This window comes from Geodermatophilus obscurus, from assembly GCF_900143215.1.
Classification (GTDB): domain Bacteria; phylum Actinomycetota; class Actinomycetes; order Mycobacteriales; family Geodermatophilaceae; genus Geodermatophilus; species Geodermatophilus obscurus_A.
Genome location: NZ_FRDM01000011.1, coordinates 74,841 through 95,196, shown reverse-complemented (window position 1 = coordinate 95,196; position 20,356 = coordinate 74,841). Strand labels below are relative to the sequence as shown.

19 protein-coding genes and 1 riboswitch are annotated in these 20,356 nt (G+C 74.8%); of the genes, 6 read left to right on the top strand and 13 right to left on the bottom strand.

Annotated elements, in window-relative coordinates; translation table 11 throughout:
• Positions 1 to 4: 4 nt before the first annotated feature.
• The 3 genes from BUB17_RS12610 to BUB17_RS12600 all read left to right on the top strand — a co-directional run bounded on the left by BUB17_RS12610 (position 5) and on the right by BUB17_RS12600 (position 2,023).
• On the top strand, positions 5 to 766 hold the full coding sequence (locus BUB17_RS12610) for an SDR family oxidoreductase (RefSeq protein WP_072918438.1): 762 nt from the start codon (positions 5 to 7) through the stop codon (positions 764 to 766).
• 70 nt (positions 767 to 836) lie between these two features.
• The gene (locus tag BUB17_RS12605) at positions 837 to 1,604 is read left to right on the top strand and encodes a sirohydrochlorin chelatase (protein WP_244277184.1); all 768 of its coding nucleotides are present in this window, start codon (positions 837 to 839) and stop codon (positions 1,602 to 1,604) included.
• A 27-nt stretch (positions 1,605 to 1,631) separates the two neighbouring features.
• Positions 1,632 to 1,697: riboswitch (guanidine-III (ykkC-III) riboswitch) on the top strand.
• 11 nt (positions 1,698 to 1,708) lie between these two features.
• On the top strand, positions 1,709 to 2,023 hold the full coding sequence (locus tag BUB17_RS12600; RefSeq protein ID WP_175561356.1) for a DMT family transporter: 315 nt from the start codon (positions 1,709 to 1,711) through the stop codon (positions 2,021 to 2,023).
• 206 nt (positions 2,024 to 2,229) lie between these two features.
• On the opposite strand, the gene BUB17_RS12595 is transcribed toward BUB17_RS12600, so the two are convergent.
• The 5 genes from BUB17_RS12595 to BUB17_RS12575 form a co-directional block, all read right to left on the bottom strand.
• Positions 2,230 to 2,694, bottom strand: coding sequence for an SgcJ/EcaC family oxidoreductase (locus tag BUB17_RS12595; protein WP_072918434.1), 465 nt, complete (start codon positions 2,692 to 2,694; stop codon positions 2,230 to 2,232).
• A 43-nt stretch (positions 2,695 to 2,737) separates the two neighbouring features.
• Entirely contained in the window at positions 2,738 to 4,636 is a 1,899-nt protein-coding gene (locus BUB17_RS12590; RefSeq protein ID WP_072918433.1) for an ABC transporter ATP-binding protein, read from the bottom strand.
• 79 nt (positions 4,637 to 4,715) lie between these two features.
• Positions 4,716 to 5,492: an enoyl-CoA hydratase/isomerase family protein gene (locus BUB17_RS12585; RefSeq protein ID WP_072918431.1), complete on the bottom strand. Its 777-nt coding sequence runs from the start codon at positions 5,490 to 5,492 to the stop codon at positions 4,716 to 4,718.
• Complete coding sequence (locus BUB17_RS12580) at positions 5,489 to 5,716, bottom strand: helix-turn-helix domain-containing protein (RefSeq protein ID WP_072918430.1); 228 nt, start codon at positions 5,714 to 5,716, stop codon at positions 5,489 to 5,491. Before BUB17_RS12580 ends, BUB17_RS12585 begins: the two co-directional genes overlap by 4 nt.
• Before the next feature lie 409 nt (positions 5,717 to 6,125).
• Positions 6,126 to 7,727, bottom strand: coding sequence for an ABC-F family ATP-binding cassette domain-containing protein (locus tag BUB17_RS12575; RefSeq protein ID WP_072918428.1), 1,602 nt, complete (start codon positions 7,725 to 7,727; stop codon positions 6,126 to 6,128).
• A 126-nt stretch (positions 7,728 to 7,853) separates the two neighbouring features.
• Here BUB17_RS12575 and BUB17_RS12570 point away from each other — a divergent pair, with 126 nt between their 5' ends.
• Together BUB17_RS12570 and BUB17_RS26855 are read left to right on the top strand one after the other, a co-directional pair.
• Positions 7,854 to 9,998: an SCO7613 C-terminal domain-containing membrane protein gene (locus BUB17_RS12570; protein WP_072918426.1), complete on the top strand. Its 2,145-nt coding sequence runs from the start codon at positions 7,854 to 7,856 to the stop codon at positions 9,996 to 9,998.
• Positions 9,999 to 10,142: 144 nt separating this feature from the next.
• Entirely contained in the window at positions 10,143 to 11,936 is a 1,794-nt protein-coding gene (locus tag BUB17_RS26855; RefSeq protein ID WP_175561353.1) for an SCO7613 C-terminal domain-containing membrane protein, read from the top strand.
• A 167-nt stretch (positions 11,937 to 12,103) separates the two neighbouring features.
• Here BUB17_RS26855 and BUB17_RS12560 read toward each other — a convergent pair whose 3' ends face one another.
• From BUB17_RS12560 to BUB17_RS12525, 8 genes are read right to left on the bottom strand one after another with little or no spacing between them, the layout of a single operon-like run.
• A complete protein-coding gene (locus BUB17_RS12560; RefSeq protein WP_072918423.1) occupies positions 12,104 to 12,493 on the bottom strand; it encodes a metal-sulfur cluster assembly factor in 390 nt (129 codons plus the stop codon).
• Positions 12,490 to 12,987, bottom strand: coding sequence for a Fe-S cluster assembly sulfur transfer protein SufU (gene sufU / locus BUB17_RS12555; protein WP_072918421.1), 498 nt, complete (start codon positions 12,985 to 12,987; stop codon positions 12,490 to 12,492). Before sufU ends, BUB17_RS12560 begins: the two co-directional genes overlap by 4 nt.
• Complete coding sequence (locus tag BUB17_RS12550; protein ID WP_072918420.1) at positions 12,987 to 14,315, bottom strand: cysteine desulfurase; 1,329 nt, start codon at positions 14,313 to 14,315, stop codon at positions 12,987 to 12,989. The genes sufU and BUB17_RS12550 overlap by 1 nt, the downstream gene beginning before the upstream one ends.
• Complete coding sequence (gene sufC, locus BUB17_RS12545; RefSeq protein WP_072918418.1) at positions 14,312 to 15,115, bottom strand: Fe-S cluster assembly ATPase SufC; 804 nt, start codon at positions 15,113 to 15,115, stop codon at positions 14,312 to 14,314. The genes BUB17_RS12550 and sufC overlap by 4 nt, the downstream gene beginning before the upstream one ends.
• Before the next feature lie 15 nt (positions 15,116 to 15,130).
• Complete coding sequence (locus tag BUB17_RS12540) at positions 15,131 to 15,496, bottom strand: non-heme iron oxygenase ferredoxin subunit (RefSeq protein WP_072918417.1); 366 nt, start codon at positions 15,494 to 15,496, stop codon at positions 15,131 to 15,133.
• Between the two features lie 3 nt (positions 15,497 to 15,499).
• Entirely contained in the window at positions 15,500 to 16,819 is a 1,320-nt protein-coding gene (gene sufD, locus BUB17_RS12535; protein WP_141243009.1) for a Fe-S cluster assembly protein SufD, read from the bottom strand.
• Positions 16,819 to 18,267, bottom strand: a complete 1,449-nt coding sequence (gene sufB / locus BUB17_RS12530; RefSeq protein ID WP_072918415.1) for a Fe-S cluster assembly protein SufB — start codon at positions 18,265 to 18,267, stop codon at positions 16,819 to 16,821. Before sufB ends, sufD begins: the two co-directional genes overlap by 1 nt.
• A complete protein-coding gene (locus BUB17_RS12525) occupies positions 18,264 to 19,235 on the bottom strand; it encodes a helix-turn-helix transcriptional regulator (protein ID WP_244277183.1) in 972 nt (323 codons plus the stop codon). Before BUB17_RS12525 ends, sufB begins: the two co-directional genes overlap by 4 nt.
• Before the next feature lie 191 nt (positions 19,236 to 19,426).
• Between BUB17_RS12525 and BUB17_RS12520 the strand changes: the two genes are divergently transcribed.
• Positions 19,427 to 20,356, top strand: coding sequence for a COX15/CtaA family protein (locus BUB17_RS12520; protein WP_072918413.1), 930 nt, complete (start codon positions 19,427 to 19,429; stop codon positions 20,354 to 20,356).

Sequence of the window (20,356 nt, the reverse complement as noted above, 5' to 3'; positions counted from 1 at the left end):
CCGTATGGACCTGGGCCTGGGCGGCCGCGGATACCTGGTCACCGGCGCGAGCCGGGGGCTGGGGTTCGCGGCGGCCCAGGCCCTCGTCGCCGACGGGGCACGGGTGCTGCTCAACGCACGCTCGGCCGGAGCCGTGGACGCCGCCGTCGCCGCGCTCGGCGGGCCACCGGCAGCGCACGGCCTGGCCGCCGACCTCACCGACGCCGACACGGCAGACCGGCTGGTGGCGGCCGCCCGGGACCGGCTCGGCCGGGTCGACGGCGCGCTGCTCAGCGTCGGCGGCCCGGGTCCGGGCACCGTGCTGGACACCGCCGAGGGCGCCTGGCGGGACGGCGTGGAGAGCGTGCTGCTCGGCCCGCTCCGGCTGGTGCGGGCGCTGGTCCCCAACCTCGGCGAGGGTGCCGCGATCGGCTTCGTGCTCTCCACCTCAGCCCGGTCCCCGCTGCCCGGCCTGGCGGTCTCCAACGGCCTGCGCCCCGGCCTGGCGATGACCGCCAAGCAGCTGGCCGACGAGCTGGCTCCCCGCGGGATCCGGGTGGTCGGGCTGCTGCCGGGCACCTTCGCCACCGAGCTGGTCGTCGAGCGCGAGGACGCCTCCGGCGATCCGGCGCGCGCCCGAGCCGACGCCGAGGCGGCCATCCCGCTGGGCCGGGTCGGCGCGCCCGCCGAGTTCGGCCGGGTGGCCGCCTTCCTGCTCTCCCCCGCCGCCTCCTACGTCACCGGTACGAGCGTCGTCGTCGACGGCGGCCGGCTGAGGACGCCGTGAGCCGACGTGGGCGTGAGCATCGCAGCGAGCGCCGGCGAGCGAGGAGCGCTGCGGCCGCGGAGGCGAACCCATGGACGCCGTGAAGAAGGACCCCCTCGCCCCCCACCCCTCGCACGCTCGGGGCGGGGCCCTGCGAGGGAGCCCCATCCTGGTCGCCTGCGCGCACGGCACCCGCAACCCCACCGGTCGGCGGCTGGTCGCCGAACTGGCCCTCGCCGCCCGCGATCTGCGCCCCGGCCTGGTCACCACCGCCGCGTTCGTCGACGTGCAGCCGCCCACGGTGGCCGACGTCGTCGCGGGCCTGGCCGACGCCGGGCGTCCCTCGGTGGTCGTCCCGCTGCTGCTCTCCGGCGGCTACCACGTGCACGTGGACATCGCCCGGGCCGTGCGCGAGCACGACGCGGCCCGCGCCGCCCGTCCGCTGGGCCCCGACCCCCGGCTGGTCGCCGTCCTGCACGACCGGCTGCTCGCCGCCGGCGCCGACCCCGACGACCCGGCCACGGCCGTGGTGCTCGCCGCCGCGGGCTCCAGCGACCCCCGTTCGGTTGCCGACGTCGACGAGACGGCGGCCGCGCTGCAGGAGCGCTGGACCGGCCCGGTGAGCACCGGCTACGGCTCGGCCGCGCGACCGCCGGTGCCCGACGCGGTCGCCGCGGCCCGGGCCGCCGGCGCCCGGCAGGTCGTGCTCGCCGCCTACCTGCTGGCACCGGGCCACTTCCACGACAAGCTCGGCGGGGCCGGCGCGGACACGGTCACCGCTCCGCTGCTGCCCGACGACCGCATCGCCGCCGTCCTGCTCGACCGCTACGACGCCGCGGTCTCCTCCTGGTCCCCCTGACATCCCGCACGACTGCTGGGACCATGGGGTCGGGCCGCCTCCCGGCCCCCGGACGAGCGGTGCCGTACCCGGACAGCGACAAGACGGCGCCTGTGGAGGCCGTCGTGTCCTGGTTCGTGCTCGTCGTGTCCGGTGTGCTGGAGGCCGTGTGGGCCACCGCGCTGGGCCGTTCCGAGGGGTTCAGCCGTCTCGCCCCGTCGTTGGTGTTCGGTGTCACCCTGGTCCTGAGCATGGCGGGGCTGGCCTACGCGATGCGCGAGCTGCCCGTCGGAACGGCGTACGCGGTGTGGGTGGGCATCGGCGCGGTGCTGACCGTCGTGATCGCGATGGTGACCGGCGAGGAGCCGGTGTCTCCAGTGCGGCTGCTGCTGCTCGCCGGGATCGTCGGCTGCGTCGTGGGGCTCAAGGTCCTGCACTGAGCAAGGGCCACCCCTCTCCGCACGCCTCGGAGAAGGAAACCCCCTGCCCCCCACCGCTCGCAGGGGCGTGGCGGGGCCCTGCAGGGAGCCCGCGGGCCCCTGCAGGGTGGCCCTTCCCGCACCTCACCAGGCTCGCGGCGGGACTACGGAGGAGGGCCGTTTCGTGTGCTTGTTACAGCCGCTGTACCGGGACGACGAAGCGCAGGTCACTGCGGTGTCAGCAGGCCCCTCAACTCCTGGGTGAGGGCCTCCCGGGCTTCCGGGTGCTGGTGCCAGGCCGCAGGTGTGGCCTGCAGCAGGGAGATCCGCCAGCGGCCGGCACCCTCGTCGACCGCGATCACCGTGTGGACCGTGTGGTAGCGCGGATGGACGTCGTTGTCCCCGGGCGGGATCATCCCGGCGTGCGCCAGGAGCACGGCGACGCCCGGCGCCACGGGCCGGACGGAGCGGATCACCGCGACGTAGGCGGCCGTCGGGTGGCTGCCGAAGATCTGCCGGAAGTCGGCGGCGATGGCCAGGCGCCCGTGGTGGTGAGTGCCGTCGTACCCGATGATGTCCCCGTCGTCGGCGAAGGCGGCGGCGACCGCGGCGCCGCTGCGCCGGTTCCAGCCGTCGAGGAACTGGGCGTAGAGCGCGCGGATCTGGGCGTCGTTCGGGTGCGCGGACGTCACGCTGGCTCCTCCTGTGTTGCTGGGACAGGAGGAACGGTAGTGGTCACGCCGCGCCGACCGTCCGCCCCTCGCCGACCGCGAACTGCGTGCGGTAGAGGTCGGCGTACCGGCCGCCGAGCGCCAGCAACTCCTCGTGTGTGCCCGACTCCACGATGCGACCCCCGTCGACCACGAGGATCTGGTCGGCGCTGCGGATCGTGGACAGCCGGTGCGCGATGACCAGCGACGTCCGGCCGGTCAGCGCGGTGTCCAACGCGTGCTGCACCGCCACCTCGGACTCGCTGTCCAGGTGCGCGGTGGCCTCGTCGAGGATCACGATGCCCGGCGCCTTGAGCAGCACGCGCGCGATCGCCAGTCGCTGCTTCTCGCCGCCGGACATCCGGTAGCCGCGGTCGCCCACCACGGTGTCCAGACCGTCGGGCAGCGACCGCACCAGCCCGGCGATCCGGGCGCCGGAGAGCGCCTCCCACAGCTCGTCCTCGGTGGCCTCGGGCCGGGCGTAGACCAGGTTGGCGCGGATGGTGTCGTGGAACAGGTGCGCGTCCTGGCTGACCACACCGATCGCGTCGCGCAGCGAGGCCAGGGTGAGGTGCCGGACGTCGACCCCGCCGACGCGCACCGTGCCGCCGGTCGCGTCGTACAGCCGCGGCACCAGGTTGGCGATGGTCGACTTGCCGGCGCCGGAGTGGCCGACCAGCGCCACCAGCTGACCGGGCTCGACACGGAAGGAGACGTCGTGCAGCACCGCGGTCGGCCCGCCGTGCTCCGGCAGCGACACGTCCTCCAGTGACGGTAGCGAGACGTCCACGGCCGACGGGTAGGCGAAGGACACCGAGTCGAACTCGATCGACCGGTCGCCGGCGGGCACCGGCACCGCGTCGGGCTCCTCCCGGATCATCGGCCGCAGGTCGAGCACCTCGAAGACCCGGTCGAAGCTCACCATCGCGCTCATCACGTCGACCCGGACGTTGGACAGCGCGGTCAGCGGGCCGTACAGCCGGGACAGCAGCAGCGCCAGCGCCACGACGTCACCGGGGCTCAGCGACCCCGTGAAGGCCAGCCAGCCGCCGAGGCCGTAGACCAGCGCGGTGGCCAGCGCCGCGACGAGGGTCAGCGCGGTGAAGAAGGTGCGCCCGTACATGGCCGACAGGACGCCGATGTCGCGCACGCGCGCAGCCCGGCCGCGGAACCCCTCGGCCTCCACCTCGGGCCGGCCGAACAGCTTGACCAGCAGCGCGCCGGCGACGTTGAACCGCTCGGTCATCGAGGCGTTCATCGAGGCGTTGAGCCCGTAGGACTCCCGGGTGATCTCCTGCAGCCGCCGGCCGATCCGCCGGGCGGGCAGCACGAACACCGGCACCAGCACCAGCGACAGGGCGGTGATCTGCCAGGACAGCGAGAACATCACCCCGGCGGTGAGCACCAGGCCGATCACGTTGGACAGCACCCCGGACAGCGTCGAGGTGAAGGCCTGCTGGGCGCCGATGACGTCGTTGTTCAGCCGGCTGACCAGCGCGCCGGTCTGGGTGCGGGTGAAGAAGGCGACCGGCATCTGCTGCACGTGCTCGAAGACCCGGCTGCGCAGGTCGTAGATGACGCCCTCGCCGATCCGCGCGGAGAACCAGCGGGTGGCCAGCGAGATGCCCGCGTCGATGACCGCGAGGCCGGCGATGAACAGCGCGATGCGGACGATGTCCCCCGCCGTCCCCTCCAGGCTCGCGATGCGGTTGACGATCTGCCCGGCCAGCAGCGGCGTGAGCACGCCGATGACCGAGGAGCCGACGACCAGCAGCAGGAACCAGGTCAGCTCCCGCCGGTAGGGGCGGGCGATGCCGAGGATGCGCCGGACGGTGCCTTTGGGCAGCTCCCGCGCGGTGACCGACGGGTCGCGGCGGAAGGACCGCATCGCCGCCATGGAGGTCATGGGACCGCTCACGTCCATGCCACCCCCTCTCCCGACCGGCCAACACCCCTGCCGGGCGGCCTGTTCCGGGGGGAGCCTGCCAGTCCCCTCCGACGGTTCAGCGCCCGGCGACCAGCTCGGCCAGCCGGCGGGTCTGGGCGGCCCGCTCGGCGGCGTCCTGGCTCTCCGGGTCGTTGCGGACGGCGGAGCGGACCAGCGCCGCGGTCTCCCGGCTCGCTCCCACCGGTACCGCGGTGATCGCGGCGACCAGGGCGCCCACCGCCTCCTCGAGCCCGGCCGCGGGGACGACGGCGTTGGCCAGCCCGATCGCCTGGGCCTCGGCCGCGCCGACCGGGCGCCCGGTGAGGCACAGCTCCATCGCCCGGGAGTACCCCACCAGCTCCACCAGCGTGCTGGTGCCGGTGAGGTCGGGCACCAGCCCCAGCGTCGCCTCGGGCAGCCGCAGGTCGGCGTCCTCGGTGAGCACCCGCAGGTCGCAGGCGAGCGCCAGCTGCGCGCCGGCGCCGATGGCGTGCCCCTGCACCGCGGCGATCGAGACGACGCCCGGCGAGCGCAGCCACCGGAAGCCGGCCTGGTAGCGGCGGATGCGCTCCTGGGCGTCCTCGGCGGGCAGCCGGCCGAGCTCCCCGAGACTCCCGGCGGTGCCGGGGTCGGCGCTGAACAGGCTGCGGTCGAGCCCCGCGGAGAACGAGCGCCCGGCGCCACGGACGACGACCACCCGCACGTCGTCGTCCAGCGAACTGCCGAGGGCGGCCAGGGCCTCCCAGGTGGCGGGGGTCTGCGCGTTGAGCCGGTCGGGCCGGTCGAGGGTGACGGTGAGGACGGCGCCGTCCCGCGCCGTCCTCACCCACCCGCCGTGGTCGGTTCCGCTCAACTCTTCCTGCTGTTCCGGTTGGCTCCTCCGCGGCTGCGGAGGCTCGCGCCGGACTCCGACAGCAGCCGGTGCACGAAGCCGTACGACCGGTTGGTCGACGACGCCAGCGAGCGGATGCTCTCGCCGCCGTCGTAGCGCTTGCGCAACTCGTCGGCCAGCGACGTGCGGTCGCCTCCGGTGATGCGCTTGCCCTTGCCGAGATCCGCGGTGCTCGAGTCGGCCATGACTCCCCTCCGTCAGCAACCGGTCGCGGACCCGTGGCCCGCCGAGGCTGCTCGTCCCGTCGGCGCCGGGCCCCGCTGACCTCGGCGTCCCACGTCCTCATGATCACCCGGACGGGCGATACCGGCCACGCGAAGGAGGAGATGCGCGCAGCCGGGACGGCGCCGTCGAGTGCTGCGGACGCGAGACGCCCCGCGAGGCAGCGCGAGAGCGGCCGGAGGCTCCTGCGATCGAGCGGCGGGCAGGGACGGGGGTCCGGGGCTCCACGGCGGCCGGGAACGGCTCCTGGTGGCGGTGCGGTCGCTGGGAGCGGGGGGCCGGAGGCTCCCCCGAGCAGGGACGGGGGTCCGGGGCTCCACGGCGGCCGGGAACGGCTCCTGGTGGCGGTGCGGTCCGGTAGGACCGCAGTGACTACGCGAGCTCGACCAGGTCGGCGAGGTCCTCGCTCCAGGCGTCCTCGGTGCCGTCGGGCAGCAGGATCACCTTGTCCGGGTCCAGCGCGCGCACCGCGCCCTCGTCGTGGGTGACGAGCACGATCGCCCCCTTGTAGGTGCGCAGCGCGTCGAGCACCTGCTCGCGGCTGGCCGGGTCGAGGTTGTTGGTCGGCTCGTCGAGGAGCAGCACGTTGGCGCCGGAGACGACCAGCGTGGCCATCGCCAGCCGGGTCTTCTCACCGCCGGAGAGGGTGCCCGCGCGCTGGTCGGCGGCGTCGCCGGAGAACAGGAACGCGCCCAGGATGCGGCGCAGCTCGGTGTCGGTGCTCTGCGGCGCGGCCGCGCGCATGTTCTCCAGCAGCGAGCGGTCGTGGTCGAGGGTCTCGTGCTCCTGCGCGTAGTAGCCGACGCGCAGCCCGTGCCCGGGCTTGACCTCGCCGGTGTCGGGCACCTCGGCGCCGGCCAGCATGCGCAGCAGCGTCGTCTTCCCGGCGCCGTTCAGCCCGAGGACGACGACCCGCGCGCCCCGGTCGACGGCCAGGTCGACGTCGGTGAACACCTCGAGCGAGCCGTAGCTCTTCGACAGCCCCTCGGCGGTCAGCGGGGTCCGGCCGCAGGAGGCCGGCGTCGGGAACCGCAGCTTGGCCACCCGGTCGGCGACGCGGACCTCCTCCAGGCCGCTGGCCAGCCGCTGCGCGCGCTTGTCCATGCTCTGCGCGGCCTTGGCCTTGGTGGCCTTGGCGCGCATCTTGTCCGCCTGCGCGGTCAGCGCGTCGATCTTGCGCTCGGTGTTGGCCCGCTCCTGCCGCCGCCGGCGCTCGTCGGTCTCCCGCTGGGCGAGGTAGGGCTTCCACCCGAGGTTGTAGACGTCGACCGTTGCCCGGTTGGCGTCGAGGTGCCACACCTTGTTGACGACGGCGTCCAGCAGCTCGACGTCGTGGCTGATGACGATCAGCCCGCCCTTGTGCGCGGCCAGGAACGTCTTGAGCCAGGTGATCGAGTCGGCGTCGAGGTGGTTGGTGGGCTCGTCGAGCAGCAGGGTCTCGGCGTCGGAGAAGAGGATGCGGGCGAGCTCGACCCGGCGCCGCTGACCGCCGGAGAGGGTGCGCAGCGGCTGCCCCAGCACGCGGTCGGGCAGGCCGAGCGCCGTGCAGATGCGCGCCGCATCGCTCTCGGCGGCGTACCCGCCGAGCGCGGCGAACTGGTCCTCCAGCCGCCCGTAGCGGCGCACCGCCCGGTCGCGCTCGGCGTCGTCCGCGGGCTCGGCCATCGCGACCTGCGCCTTGGTCATCTGCGCGCGCAGCAGGTCGAGCCCGCGGCCGGACAGCACGCGGTCGCTCGCGCTGGTGTCGAGGTCGCCACTGCGCGGGTCCTGCGGCAGGTAGCCGATCTCGCCGGTGACCTCCACCTTGCCGGCGTGGGGGAGCCGCTCGCCGGCCAGCGTGGTGAGGGTGGTGGTCTTGCCGGCGCCGTTGCGGCCGACGAGACCGATGCGGTCGCCGGGCTGCACGCGGAGGTTCGCATCCCCGATGAGGACGCGGGCCCCGGCGCGCAGCTCGAGGCCGGTCGTCGTGATCACTGATCCCAGGATAGGCGCTCCGGCGCCCGTTCCCGACCGCGTTCCGGGTGACGTCGGCGGCAGCCGCTGTCCACAGACGGGCGAACCGCCTCCCACGGCGGCCGGCGACGGGACACGATCTCGGCCATGACCTCGACGTCCGGTCCGGCCTGGAGCCCGCCGTGCCCGGTGTGCGGGCTGCCGAGCGCCGGGCCGAGGCCGGCGCCGTGCCCGTCGTGCGGCCTGCCCGCCGTCGGCGAGGCGGCCCGCGTGGTGGCTCGCATCGACGCGACCATCGACGAGCTGGCGCGCGACCGCGACCGGCTGCTGGCCGCTCTGCGGACGGCGACGACGGGGCACCCACCGTCGCCGCCGGCCGCTGCCCCGTCCGCAGCACCCGCCACCCCCGTCCTCCGGGTCCCCGCACCGACTCCCGCGGCGCCACCGCTCGCCGCCGCACCACCGCGGCCGCTGTCGGTCCCTGCGCCGCTCGGCCGGCCACCGCGCCGGGTCAGCCCGCAGCAGGTGCTCCTCGGGCTGGGCGCGCTGCTCGTCGTCGCCGCGGGCATCGCCTTCGTCGCGGTCGCCTGGACCCGCCTCGGCCTGGTCTTCCAGTCCGCGGTGATGGCGACGGTCACCGCCACCGCCTGCGGCGTCTCGGCGTGGACGGCGCGGCGCGGGTTGCGGGCCACCGAGGAGGCGCTGGCGGCCGCCGGCGCCGCGCTGCTCGCCGTCGACCTCGGCGCGGCGCACGCCCTGGGGCTGTGGGGTCTGGACGGCGTCCCGGTGCGGCTGTGGACCGCGTTCTCCTGCGTCGGAGTCGCGGCGGTGGCTCTCGGCCTCGGCCGGCTGACCCACAGCACCGTCACCTGGCCGCTGGTCGCCCTCCTCGCCGTCCAACTCGTTCCGCTGCTGCTGGTCCCCGAGGAAGCGATCGCCGGGTCCGCCGGGGTCGCCGCGGTGCTGGGCACCGCGCTGCTCGACGTCGTCGTGCTGCTGCGACTGCGCGCGGTCCTCGCGCCCCTCGCACAGTCGCTGGCCGGCCTGTGGGCGGTAGGCGCCGCGGGGAGTGGCGTGCTCCTCGCCTGGACGGGGACGGCGGTCGACGCGTGGACCGCGACGGCGCTGCTCGCCGCGGCCGGCGCGGTCGGGCTGCTGCTCCGCCAGGACGCGCGGCTGGCCGGCCGGCTGCCCGGCGCCCCGGTCCTCGCGGGCACCGCTGCCGCGAGCACCGCCGTGGCGTTGACCGGCGCGCTGGCACGGGCCGACCTCGCCGGGCGGGTCGCCGCCGCGGCGCTGGGGCTGCTGCTGGTCACCGCGGCCGTGCCCGCCGCCCCGCGGCGGACCCTGCTGGCCGCGGTCCTGCCCTCCGGCGGGCTGCTGATCGCCGGCGGTGCGGCGCTGCTGGCGGGGGAGGGCCGCTTCGGCGTCCTCGGCCTGGTGGTCCTGGCCGGCACGGTGCCCGCGGCACTGGCCGCCGTCCGCTTGGTCGCGATCCGGCCGCGGGCCGTGGGGGCGGCGCTGCTGTGCCCGGTCGTCGCGGTCCTGCTCGCCCGCGAAGAGGGGTGGCTGGGCACCGCCGTCGCCGGTCTGCTCGTCGTGCTCGTCGCCGCGGCCGGGTTCGCCCTGGCCGCAGCCCGGGCCGGCACGCCCGAGGAGCCGGCCGCGGCCGGCGCGGCCGCCCTGGCCACGCTGGTGACGGCGGTGTCGACCGCCGAGACCGGTGCCTGGGGGCAGGTGGCCGTCCAGCTCGCGATCGCCGGTGCCGCGGGCGGCGCGTACGCGCTCGTCGCCGCCCGCCGCGACGTGGCGCTGCTCGCCGTCGCGGACCTGGTGGCCGCCTGCTGGGTGGCCGCGGGCGGCGCGGCCGTGCAGACGGTGGAGGTCTACACGCTGCCGGCCGCGGTGGGGCTGCTCGTCGTGGCCCTGCCGCGGCTGCGGGCCGGCGCCCGGTCGTGGGCGGCGGAGGGCGCCGCGGTGGGCACCGCGGTGGCTCCGTCGGCGCTGGTCGTCGTGGCCGACCCGTCGGCGCCGCGGCTGGTGCTCGTGGTGCTGGCCGCCGGCGCGTTGACCGCCGTCGGCACGCTCACCCACCGGCAGGCGCCGTTCGTGGTGGGCGCCGCGTCGCTGGCCTTCGTCGTGCTGGGCCGGCTGACCCCCTACGCCCCGTTGGCCCCGCGGTGGCTGACGCTGGCGGTCGTCGGGCTGCTCCTGCTGGCGCTGGGCGCGACCTACGAGCGCCGACGGCAGCAGGCCCGCGAGGCGGTGGCCTGGGTGGCGCAGATGCGCTGAGTCGTCGGGAGCGTCGTCGGGAGCGTCGTCGGGAGCGTCGTCGGGAGCGTCGTCGGGAGCGTCGTCGGGAGCGTCGTCGGGAGCGCGGCCGGAGGTACCCCGCCCTACCGTGGACCGGTCGCACGGACGTGGGAGGGGGACGTCGTGGGCTCTGCGCCGGTGCCACCGCTCCCCTACCGCGCCCGGCCGCCGCAGCTGCTGCTCGTCGTCGGCGCCGTGCTGGTCGTCAGCGCCGGCGGAGCGGCGGCCGCGGTCTACGGCGGCGGGTCGGCCCGGGTGCTGCTGCTGGCGCTGGCCGCCGCGGCCGCGGGCGCGTCGGCCTGGGGCTCCTACGCCCGGCTGCGCGCCACCGAGGAGACCCTCGCCGCTGCCGCGGTGGCCCTGGCCGTGCTGGGCGCCGATGCGGGAGCCCCCCTGCTGCGCGGCTCCGTCGTCCCGCCGCTGGTGCTCAGCGGCGTCTTCCTCGTCCTCGCCCGGCTGCTGCGCCGCCCGGCGACCTGGCCGCTGGCCGCCTGGCTGACCGCGCAGCTGGCCGCGCTGCGCGCCCTCGCCGGCGCGGAGGCCGACGACCGCACCGTCGGGATGCTGACCGTGGCGCTGGTCGGGCTCGGCGTGGCGCTCGGCGCCCGCCGGCTCGTCGCCCGGGTCGCCCTGGTCACCACCGCGCCGTGGTGGATCGCCGGCGTGGTCGGTGCCGTGGGGACGGCGTGGACCGCCGACGCGGGCGCCCGCTGGACCTCGGCCGCGCTCACGGTCGCCGCCGCGCTCGAGCTGGTGGTCGCCCGGCTGGACCGTGTCCTGGAGCCGCTGCTCGGGCCGCCGCGTGCCGTCCCCGTCCTGGCCGGTGCGGTCTCGGGGGCGGCGCTCGGCGGCGCGCTGGGCGCTCCAGGACCTGGCGCGGTGCTCCTCGCCGGCTACACCGGGGTGCTGCTCGCCTCGGCCGCCGCGGCGCTGCTCACCGGCTGGGTGCGCGGGTTGTTCCTCCCGGCAGCCCTCGCGGCGGGCGGCACGCTGGTCGTGCTGAGCGTCGGCCGGCTGGTCGCCGGGTCGCGGTGGCTGGAGCTGGTCCTCCTGCTGGTGCTCACCGCGCTGCCGTGCGTGCTGGTCGCGGCGCTGCGGCGCGACGACCGGCCCGTGGCCGCGCCCGCCGCGGTCGGCTGCCTGGCCGGTGCCGCACTGGTCGCCGTCGCGAGCGGGCTGGTGGGCGCCGGGGCGGCCGCGGTCTGCCTCGGCGTCCTCTACGCGGCGTCGTTGGGCGCCGGGCTGGTGCTCGACCCGCAGACGCGACGGGCCACCGTCGTCACCGGTGCGGTCTGCGCGGTGCTGGCGGTGGTGCTGCTGGTGGCCGCCCGCGACCGCGGTGCACTGGCGGTCCAGCTGGCCGCGCAGGGACTGGTGACCTGTGCCTGGGGCTGGCACGCCTGGTACACGCCGGATCCGCGGAACGGCGCCCCGGAGGGGTCCCCCGCGTGGCGGGCCGGGGCCGCCCAGCTGGTGGGCGCCGCGTGGACGGCCGCCGCGCTGGCGGGCTCGTCGGTCGTGGAGGCCTACACGCTGCCGGCCGCGCTGGGGCTGCTGCTGGCCGCCGGGCCGCGGCTGGCCGCCGGGCCGTCCTGGCCGGCGTGGGGCCCGGGGTTGCTGGTCGCGGCGGTCCCGTCGGTGGGATGGGCGGTGGTCGCGCCGGGCAGCACCCGGCCGGTGCTGGTGCTGCTGGTGGCCGCCACGGTGATGGGCGTGGCGGCGTGGCGGGCGGTGCGCGCGCCGCTGGTCATCGCCGCCTGGACGGCAGTCGCGCTGGCCCTCGGGCTGGCCGTGCTGGCCCTGCCGCTGCCCGTGTCCGGCGCGCTCGCGGTGGGGGTGGTGCTGCTGGCGGTCGGCGCCCGGCGGGAGCGCCACCCGGTGGCCGGGTTCAACGCCCTCCTGGCCGAGATGCGCTAGAGACGGCGACGGCCCGCACCCCCGGCAGGCGGCTGCGGGCCGTCGCGGTGTCGATGGCGGCCCCTGCAGGGACCCGCCGCGAGCCTGCGAACGGTGGGGGCAGACGCGGCCCCTCTACAGGGGCCCGCCCCGAGCGTGCGAGGGGTGGGGGGCGGAGGGGTCCTCCCTCAGACGCGGAAGCCGAGGGCGCGCAGCTGCTCGCGGCCGTCGTCGGTGATCTTGTCCGGGCCCCACGGCGGCATCCAGACCCAGTTGATCCGGATGTCGTCGACCAGGCCGGGGCCGGGACCGCCGGTGAGGGCCTGGCGCGCCTGATCCTCGATGACGTCGGTCAGCGGACAGGCCGCGGAGGTCAGCGTCATGTCGATGACCGCGACCTCGTCGACGACGTCGATGCCGTAGACCAGGCCGAGGTCGACGACGTTGACGCCGAGCTCGGGGTCGACGACGTCGCGCATCGCCTCCTCGACGTCCTCGAGCAGCGCTGACTTGTGAGCCGGGAGGTCGCCCGGCGCCCCGTCGGTCGCGGGGGTGGCGTTCTCGGTGGTCTCGCTCATGCCTTGTCGCCTCCAACTGGGGTGGTGGGGTGGGTGCCCGGCGCGGCGGTGGCCGCCAGTGCCCGGGCGGACGCGTCCTTGAGGGCCATCCAGCTCATCAGCGCGCACTTGATCCGCGCCGGGTACTTCGACACGCCGGCGAACGCGACGGCGTCCTCCAGCTCGTCCTCGAGCTTCTCGGCCACCGACGCGTCACCCTTGCTCTGCATCAGCGTCATGAAGTGCTCGCCGGTCTCCAGCGCCTCGGGCACCGACTTGCCGACGACGAGCTCGTACATCGCCGACACCGACGCCTGGCTGATCGAGCAACCCATCCCCTCGTAGGAGACGTCGGCGAGGGTGTCGCCGTCCAGGTGCACCCGCAGGGTGACCTCGTCACCACACGTCGGGTTGACGTGGTGCACCTCGGCCTCGAACGGCTCGCGCAGCCCGCGGCCGTGCGGGTTGCGGTAGTGGTCCAGGATGATCTCCTGGTACATCGACTGCAGCTGCATCAGCTCACCTCGCCCTGTGCAACACCGAAGAAGCGCTGGGCTTCCCGGATGGCGTCGGCCAGCGCGTCGATGTCGTCGTAGCCGGTGTGCACGTAGAAGGTGGCCCGCGTCGTGGCCGGGACGCCGTAGCGGCGCACCACCGGCCAGGCGCAGTGGTGACCGACCCGGACCTCGACGCCGAGGTCGTCCAGCACCTGGCCCACGTCGTGCGGGTGGATGCCCTCGACGGTGAAGGAGACCGCGCCGCCGCGGGCGACGGTGTCCGGCGGGCCGATCACCGTGACGCCGGGGATCTCGGCCAGCTTCGCCAGCGCGTAACCGGTCAGCGCCTCCTCGTGCGCCTGCACCCGGTCCATGCCCAGCTGCTGCAGGTACTCGACGGCCGCGGCCAGCCCGATCACCTGTGCGGTCATCGGCACGCCGGCCTCGAAGCGCTGCGGCGGCGGCATGAAGGTGCTGCCCTCCATCCGCACGACCTCGATCATCGAGCCGCCGGTGAGGAACGGCGGCAGCGCGTCGAGCACCTCGTAGCAGCCCCACAGGACGCCGACGCCCGTCGGGCCCAGCATCTTGTGGCCGGAGAACACCAGGAAGTCGGCACCGAGCGTGGTCACGTCGACCGGCTGGTGCGGCACCGACTGCGCGCCGTCGACCAGCAGCAGGGCGCCGACCTTCCGGGCCCGGGCGACGATGTCCTCGAGCGGGTTGATCGTGCCGAGGATGTTCGACTGCTGGGTGACCGCGACGAGCTTGGTCCGCTCGTTGACCACGGTGCCGAGGTCGGAGAGGTCCAGCCGGCCGTCGTCGGTCAGCCCGAGCCAGCGCAGCGTGGCGCCGGTCCGCTCGCACAGCTGCTGCCAGGGCACCAGGTTGGCGTGGTGCTCCATCTCGGTGACGACGATCTCGTCGCCCTGCCCGACGGCGTACCGCCGGAACTCCGGCTCCTTGGCGGTGGCCGCGTTCGACAGCGCGTAGGCGACCAGGTTGATCGCCTCGGTGCTGTTGCGGGTGAAGACGACCTCGTCGGCCGGCGCGCCGATGAAGGCGCCGATGGTGGCGCGGGCCGCCTCGTAGCGGGCGGTCGCCTCCTCGGCGAGCTGGTGCGCGCCCCGGTGCGGTGCGGCGTTGCAGGTCAGGTAGAAGTCGCGCTCGGCGTCCAGGACGCTGAGCGGCTTCTGCGCGGTGGCCCCGGAGTCCAGGTAGACCAGCCGCTTCCCGTCCCGCACGGTGCGGGACAGGATCGGGAAGTCCGCCCGGATCGCCTCGACGTCCAGGGGCAGGGGCGCCTTCCGCGCCCCGGCACCGGGACGCGAGACGGTCTGGGTCATGCCTGAACGACCTCCGCGGCGGCCTTCTCGATGCTCGCCTGCTCGTTGGAGTCCTTGACGTAGGCGGCGTAGCCCTCTTCCTCGAGCTTGGCCGCCAGCTCCGGGCCGCCCTCGTCCACGACCCGGCCGGCGACGAAGACGTGCACGAAGTCGGGCTTGATGTAGCGCAGGATCCGCGTGTAGTGGGTGATCAGCATGACGCCGACGTCCCCCTCCTCGCGGGTGCGGTTGACGCCCTCGGAGACGACCCGGAGCGCGTCGACGTCGAGGCCGGAGTCGGTCTCGTCGAGGATCGCGATGCGGGGCTTGAGCAGCCGCATCTGCAGGATCTCGTGGCGCTTCTTCTCACCGCCGGAGAAGCCCTCGTTGACGTTGCGCTCGGCGAACGCCGGGTCCATCTCGAGGCCGGCCATCTCGGTCTTGACGTCCCTGACCCAGGTCCGCAGCTTGGGGGCCTCGCCCTTGATGGCGGTGGCGGCGGTGCGCAGGAAGTTCGACACCGAGACGCCGGGGACCTCGACCGGGTACTGCATGGCCAGGAACAGGCCGGCGCGGGCGCGCTCGTCGACGGTCATCGCGAGGACGTCCTCGCCGTCGAGGGTCACCGTGCCGCCGGTGATCGTGTACTTGGGGTGGCCGGCGATCGAGTAGGCCAGGGTCGACTTGCCCGACCCGTTCGGCCCCATGATCGCGTGCGTCTCGCCCGACCGGATGGTCAGGTCGACGCCGCGGAGGATCTCCTTGGCGTCGTCACCCTCGCCGACGGTGACGTGCAGGTCGCGGATCTCCAGAACGGACACTTCTCTTCTCGCTCCTCAGTTGCCGGCCGCGCGGGGCAGGACGTCGTCGGACACAGCGCTTGCCTCCGTGTCGACGAGCACGTCCTCCCCCTCCACGCGGACCGGGTAGACGTCGACCGGCTCGGTGGCCGGCAGGTTGGTGGGCTCGCCGGTGCGCAGGTCGAAGCACGACCCGTGCAGCCAGCACTCGATGGTGGGGGCCCCGTCGAACTCCTCGACGTCGCCCTCCGACAGCGGCACCTCGGCGTGCGAGCAGACGTCCTGGATCGCGTACACGTCGTCCTCGTACCGGACGACGGCCACGTCGATGTCGGACAGCTCGACCCGCAGGGCCCCGTTCTCCGGCACCTCCGAGAGTCTGCAGACCCGCTCGAAGGCCATGGGTCAGGCCACCTCGACCGGCTGCTCGTCCAGGCCGGGCAGCGCACCAAGACGGGTCTCGATGCTGCGCATCAGCCGGTCCTGCAGCTCGTCGATCCCGATGCGCTGGACGACGTCGGCGAAGAAGCCGCGGACGACCAGGCGGCGCGCGGTCTCCGCGTCGATGCCCCGCGAGCAGAGGTAGAACAGCTGCTCGTCGTCGAACCGGCCGGTGGCGCTGGCGTGGCCGGCGCCGACGATCTCGCCGGTCTCGATCTCCAGGTTGGGCACCGAGTCGGCGCGGGCGCCGTCGGTGAGGACCAGGTTGCGGTTGAGCTCGTAGGTGTCGGTGCCCGTGGCCGCGGGCCGGATCCGGACGTCGCCGATCCAGACCGTGCGCGCGCCCTCGCCCTGCAGCGCGCCCTTGTAGAGCACGTTGCTGGTGCAGTTGGGCACCGCGTGGTCCACCCAGAGCCGGTGCTCCTGGTGCTGGGTCTCGTCGGAGAAGTAGACGCCGAAGAGCTCTGCCGTCCCGCCGGGGCCGGCGTACTGGACGTTGCTGACCAGCCGCACCAGGTCACCGCCGAGGGTGACCACGACCTGCGTGAAGGTGGCGTCGCGGCCGACGACGGCGTCCAGCTGCCCGCCGTGGACCGCACCGGGCGCCCAGTCCTGCACCGAGACGACGCGGACCTGCGCGCCGTCACCGACGAGGACGGCGACGCCGCCGGCGTACCTCGCCAGGCCGCTGTGGTCGAGGACGACGGTCGCCTGGGCGAAGGCGCCGACCTCGATCACGAGCTGGCCCCACACGACGTCGTCGGAGCCGGTGCCCGACAGCCGCAGGGTGACCGGGCCGTCGAGCACGACCTCGGGCCGCACCCGCACGACGGCCGCGCCGCCGCTGCGCTGCCGGGCCAGGGCGGCCAGCCGGTCGACCGGCTCGGGCAGGCCCTTGAGCAGTGGGTCGTCGGCCTCGACGCTGGTCAGCTCGACGCCCTCGGGCAGGTCGGTGTCCCACTGCAGGTGGGCGTCCGACGGAGCGCCGTCCAGCAGCGGGCGGATGCGCTTCATCGGGGTGAAGCGCCAGGTCTCCTCGCGGCCGGTGGGCACGCCGAAGGCGTCCGGGTCGGTCGAGGTGAACCGCTCGGCCGGCGAGCCGGTCGGGGCCGGGCCGCCGTGCGAGTGCGCGCCCGGCGCGACCTGCCCGGCGGTGCCGGTGCCCGCGGCCGGCGTGGCGGGCGGGCCGGCCTGGGTGCCCACCCCCTCGCCGAACAGCTCGCCGGCGAGGGTTGCCGACTCCGTGGTCAGACCGGTGGTGCTGGGGTTGTCCTGGGACGGCATCAGCCGACGGCACCTTCCATCTGCAGCTCGATCAGGCGGTTCAGCTCGAGGGCGTACTCCATCGGGAGCTCGCGGGCGATCGGCTCCACGAACCCGCGGACCACCATCGCCATCGCCTCGTCCTCCGACAGACCGCGGCTCATCAGGTAGAAGAGCTGGTCGTCGCTGACCCGGGAGACGGTCGCCTCGTGACCCATCGCGACGTCGTCCTCGCGGACGTCGACGTAGGGGTAGGTGTCCGACCGGCTGATCGTGTCGACCAGCAGCGCGTCGCACTTCACCGTCGACCTCGAGCCGTGCGCGCCCTCGTCGACCTGGACCAGGCCGCGGTAGGACGTGCGGCCGCCGCCCCGGGCGACGGACTTCGACACGATCGTCGAGGAGGTGTTCGGCGCGGCGTGCACCATCTTGGCGCCGGCGTCCTGGTGCTGGCCCTCGCCGGCGAAGGCGATGGAGAGCACCTCGCCCTTGGCGTGCTCGCCGGTCATCCAGACCGCCGGGTACTTCATGGTGACCTTGGAGCCGAGGTTGCCGTCGACCCACTCCATGGTCGCGCCCTCGTGGGCGATCGCCCGCTTGGTGACCAGGTTGTAGACGTTGTTCGACCAGTTCTGGATGGTCGTGTACCGGCAGCGCGCGTTCTTCTTGACGATGATCTCGACGACCGCGGAGTGCAGCGAGTCGGACTTGTAGATCGGCGCGGTGCAGCCCTCGACGTAGTGCACGTACGCGCCCTCGTCGACGATGATCAGCGTCCGCTCGAACTGGCCCATGTTCTCGGTGTTGATCCGGAAGTAGGCCTGCAGCGGGATGTCGACGTGCACGCCCTTGGGCACGTAGATGAACGAGCCGCCCGACCACACGGCGGTGTTCAGCGCGGCGAACTTGTTGTCGCCGGACGGGATGACAGAGCCGAAGTACTCCTGGAAGATCTCCGGGTGCTCCTTGAGCGCCGAGTCGGTGTCCAGGAAGACGACGCCCTGGTCCTCCAGCTCCTTCTGGATCTGGTGGTAGACGACCTCGGACTCGTACTGGGCGGCGACACCGGAGACCAGCCGCTGCTTCTCGGCCTCGGGGATGCCCAGCCGGTCGTAGGTGTTCTTGATGTCGTCGGGCAGGTCCTCCCACGAGGCCGCCTGGGCCTCGGTGGAGCGCACGAAGTACTTGATGTTCTGGAAGTCGATCCCGGACAGGTCCGAGCCCCAGTCGGGCATGGGCTTGCGGCCGAACAGCTTCAGGGCCTTGAGCCGCCGCTCGAGCATCCACTCGGGCTCGTTCTTGCGGGCCGAGATGTCCCGGACGACGTCCTCGTCCAGGCCGCGGCGGGCGGAGGCCCCGGCGACGTCGGCGTCCGCCCAGCCGTACTGGTACCGGCCGAGCTGGTCGATCTGCTCGTCCTGCGTCAGCGGCTGTGCCGCCGTGGCTGCCGGCTGCTGCGTGCTGGTCATGCGGGCGTCCTCTCCCGGTCGTTCGTGGGGGTGCTGCTGGTGGACGGGGCGGGGCGTCCACCGGCTCGGAGCCGGTGCGCCGCGCGCTCGTCCGGTACAGGGCTCGCGGGGCCCGATCTGTTCCCCGCGCGCGTGTGAGGAAGGACCCCGTCCTCCTCGGGAAGGACCCCGTCCCTCCCATCCCTCGCAGGCTCGGGACGAGCCTCCGGACGGGGCCACCGGGGCTCGGGGTGAGCCTCCGGACGGGGCCGGTCTTCGTCGTACCTGCGGCGGACCGGCCCCGGGATGTGCGTGGTGCACACCCCGTCGCCGTGGGCGATCGTGGCCAGCCGCTGCACGTGCGTGCCGACGAGCCGGCCGATCACCGCCGTCTCGGCCTCGCACAGCTGCGGGAACTCCGCTGCCACGTGCGCGACCGGGCAGTGGTGCTGGCAGAGCTGCCCGCCGCCGGAGATCGCCGAGGCCGAGGCAGCGTAGCCCTCGGCCGTGAGCGCGCCGGCGAGGGCCTGGGCCCGGTCGACCGGGGCGCCCGGTGCTGCCTCCACCGCGGCCGAGCAGCGCTGCTCCAGCCCGGCGAGCTGCGCCTCGGCGACGGCGCGGACCGCGTCCGGCCCGCCCTGCGCCGCGACGAACCGCAGCGCGGTCAGCGCGAGGTCGTCGTAGGCGTGCGGGAAGTCCGAGCGGCCGGCGTCGGTCAGGTGGAACAGCCGGGCCGGGCGGCCGCGCCCCCGCGGGGTGCCGGGAGCGTGCCGCTCCTCGACGCGGCCGGTGGAGACCAGCGCGTCGAGGTGCCGGCGGACGGCGGTCGGCGAGACGCCCAGCTGCTCGGCGAGCTCGGTCGCGGTCTGCGGGCCGTGCTCCAGCAGCAGGGCGGTGACGCGGTGCCGCGTGGGCCCGTCGTCGGCGGACGGCGAGGGCCGGGCCGGGGTGCTCGCCCCGCCGCCCACCTGCACCGTGCTGCTTTCCACAACACAAGTGTTACCTATTTCCCGGCGCGTGCAAGCAAGGGCGACCTAAGCCGGGCACGGACCCGGCGCCGGCCGGGAACGGGCCCCGGTCACTCGCGCCCGGCACACCGCAGGACGCCGGCTGCTCCTCCCGCCCCGCCCTCCGCCCCGGGCGGACCGGGGGTGCCCGTCCGCGCGGCTAGCATCGGCTCGTGCCGGTCTCCTCCGCCGTCGTCTCGCGGCTCGCCCTGGCCAACGCCGTCGCCAACGGCGCGATCGTCGTCACCGGCGGCGCCGTCCGGCTCACCGGCTCGGGCCTGGGCTGCCCGACCTGGCCGCGGTGCACGAGCGAGAGCTTCGTCGCCACGCCCGAACTGGCCGGCCACGGCGTCATCGAGTTCGGCAACCGGCTGCTCACCTTCGTGCTCGCCGCGGTCGCCATCGCCACCGTCGTCGCGGTGTGGCGGTCCGCGCGCCGCGACCTGCGCCTGCTGGCGGTCCTGACCTTCCTCGGCGTCCCCGCGCAGGCGCTGCTCGGCGGGGTCACCGTGCTCACCGGCCTGAACCCGTGGACGGTCGCGGCGCACTTCCTCGTGTCGATCGTGCTGATCGCGCTGGCCACCGTGCTGTGGCTGCGCTCCCGCGAGCCCGGGGTGGGCCAGCCGCTGCTGCGCCGTCCGCTGGGCCTGCTGGTGACCGGGGTCGCCGCCGTCACGGCCGTCGTCCTGGTGCTCGGCACGCTGGTGACCGGCAGCGGGCCGCACAGCGGGGACGTCGACGAGGACGACGTCCCGACCGGCGACCGGATGGGCTTCGACGTCGAGCTGGTCAGCCAGCTGCACGCCGACGCGGTGTTCCTGCTGGTCGGGCTGACCGTCGCGCTGCTCGTGGCGCTGCACGCCACGGACGCCCCCGGCCGCGTGAGGCGGGCGGCGCGCGACCTGCTGGTCGTCCAGCTGGCGCAGGGTGTCGTCGGCTACGTGCAGTACTTCACCGACCTGCCGATCGCGCTCGTGCTGCTGCACATGCTCGGCGCGGTGCTGGTGACGGCGTACACGGCCCGGCTGGTGTGGTCCGTCCGCGGGCCGGCGTCCGAGCTGCCGCTGGAGTCCCCGCAGGTCCCGGCCTCCGCTGCGCGCTGA

Excerpts from the sequence above, each read along its gene's own strand:
- BUB17_RS12610 (WP_072918438.1), top strand. The coding sequence starts at position 5 with ATGGACCTGGGCCTGGGCGGCCGCGGATACCTGGTCACCGGCGCGAGC.
- BUB17_RS12605 (WP_244277184.1), top strand. The coding sequence starts at position 837 with ATGGACGCCGTGAAGAAGGACCCCCTCGCCCCCCACCCCTCGCACGCT.
- BUB17_RS12550 (WP_072918420.1), bottom strand. The coding sequence starts at position 14,315 with ATGACCCAGACCGTCTCGCGTCCCGGTGCCGGGGCGCGGAAGGCGCCC.
- BUB17_RS12540 (WP_072918417.1), bottom strand. The coding sequence starts at position 15,496 with ATGGCCTTCGAGCGGGTCTGCAGACTCTCGGAGGTGCCGGAGAACGGG.
- sufU (WP_072918421.1), bottom strand. The coding sequence starts at position 12,987 with ATGCAGCTGCAGTCGATGTACCAGGAGATCATCCTGGACCACTACCGC.
- BUB17_RS12590 (WP_072918433.1), bottom strand. The coding sequence starts at position 4,636 with ATGGACGTGAGCGGTCCCATGACCTCCATGGCGGCGATGCGGTCCTTC.
- sufD (WP_141243009.1), bottom strand. The coding sequence starts at position 16,819 with ATGCCGTCCCAGGACAACCCCAGCACCACCGGTCTGACCACGGAGTCG.
- sufB (WP_072918415.1), bottom strand. The coding sequence starts at position 18,267 with ATGACCAGCACGCAGCAGCCGGCAGCCACGGCGGCACAGCCGCTGACG.
- BUB17_RS12580 (WP_072918430.1), bottom strand. The coding sequence starts at position 5,716 with ATGGCCGACTCGAGCACCGCGGATCTCGGCAAGGGCAAGCGCATCACC.
- BUB17_RS12560 (WP_072918423.1), bottom strand. The coding sequence starts at position 12,493 with ATGAGCGAGACCACCGAGAACGCCACCCCCGCGACCGACGGGGCGCCG.
- BUB17_RS12570 (WP_072918426.1), top strand. The coding sequence starts at position 7,854 with ATGACCTCGACGTCCGGTCCGGCCTGGAGCCCGCCGTGCCCGGTGTGC.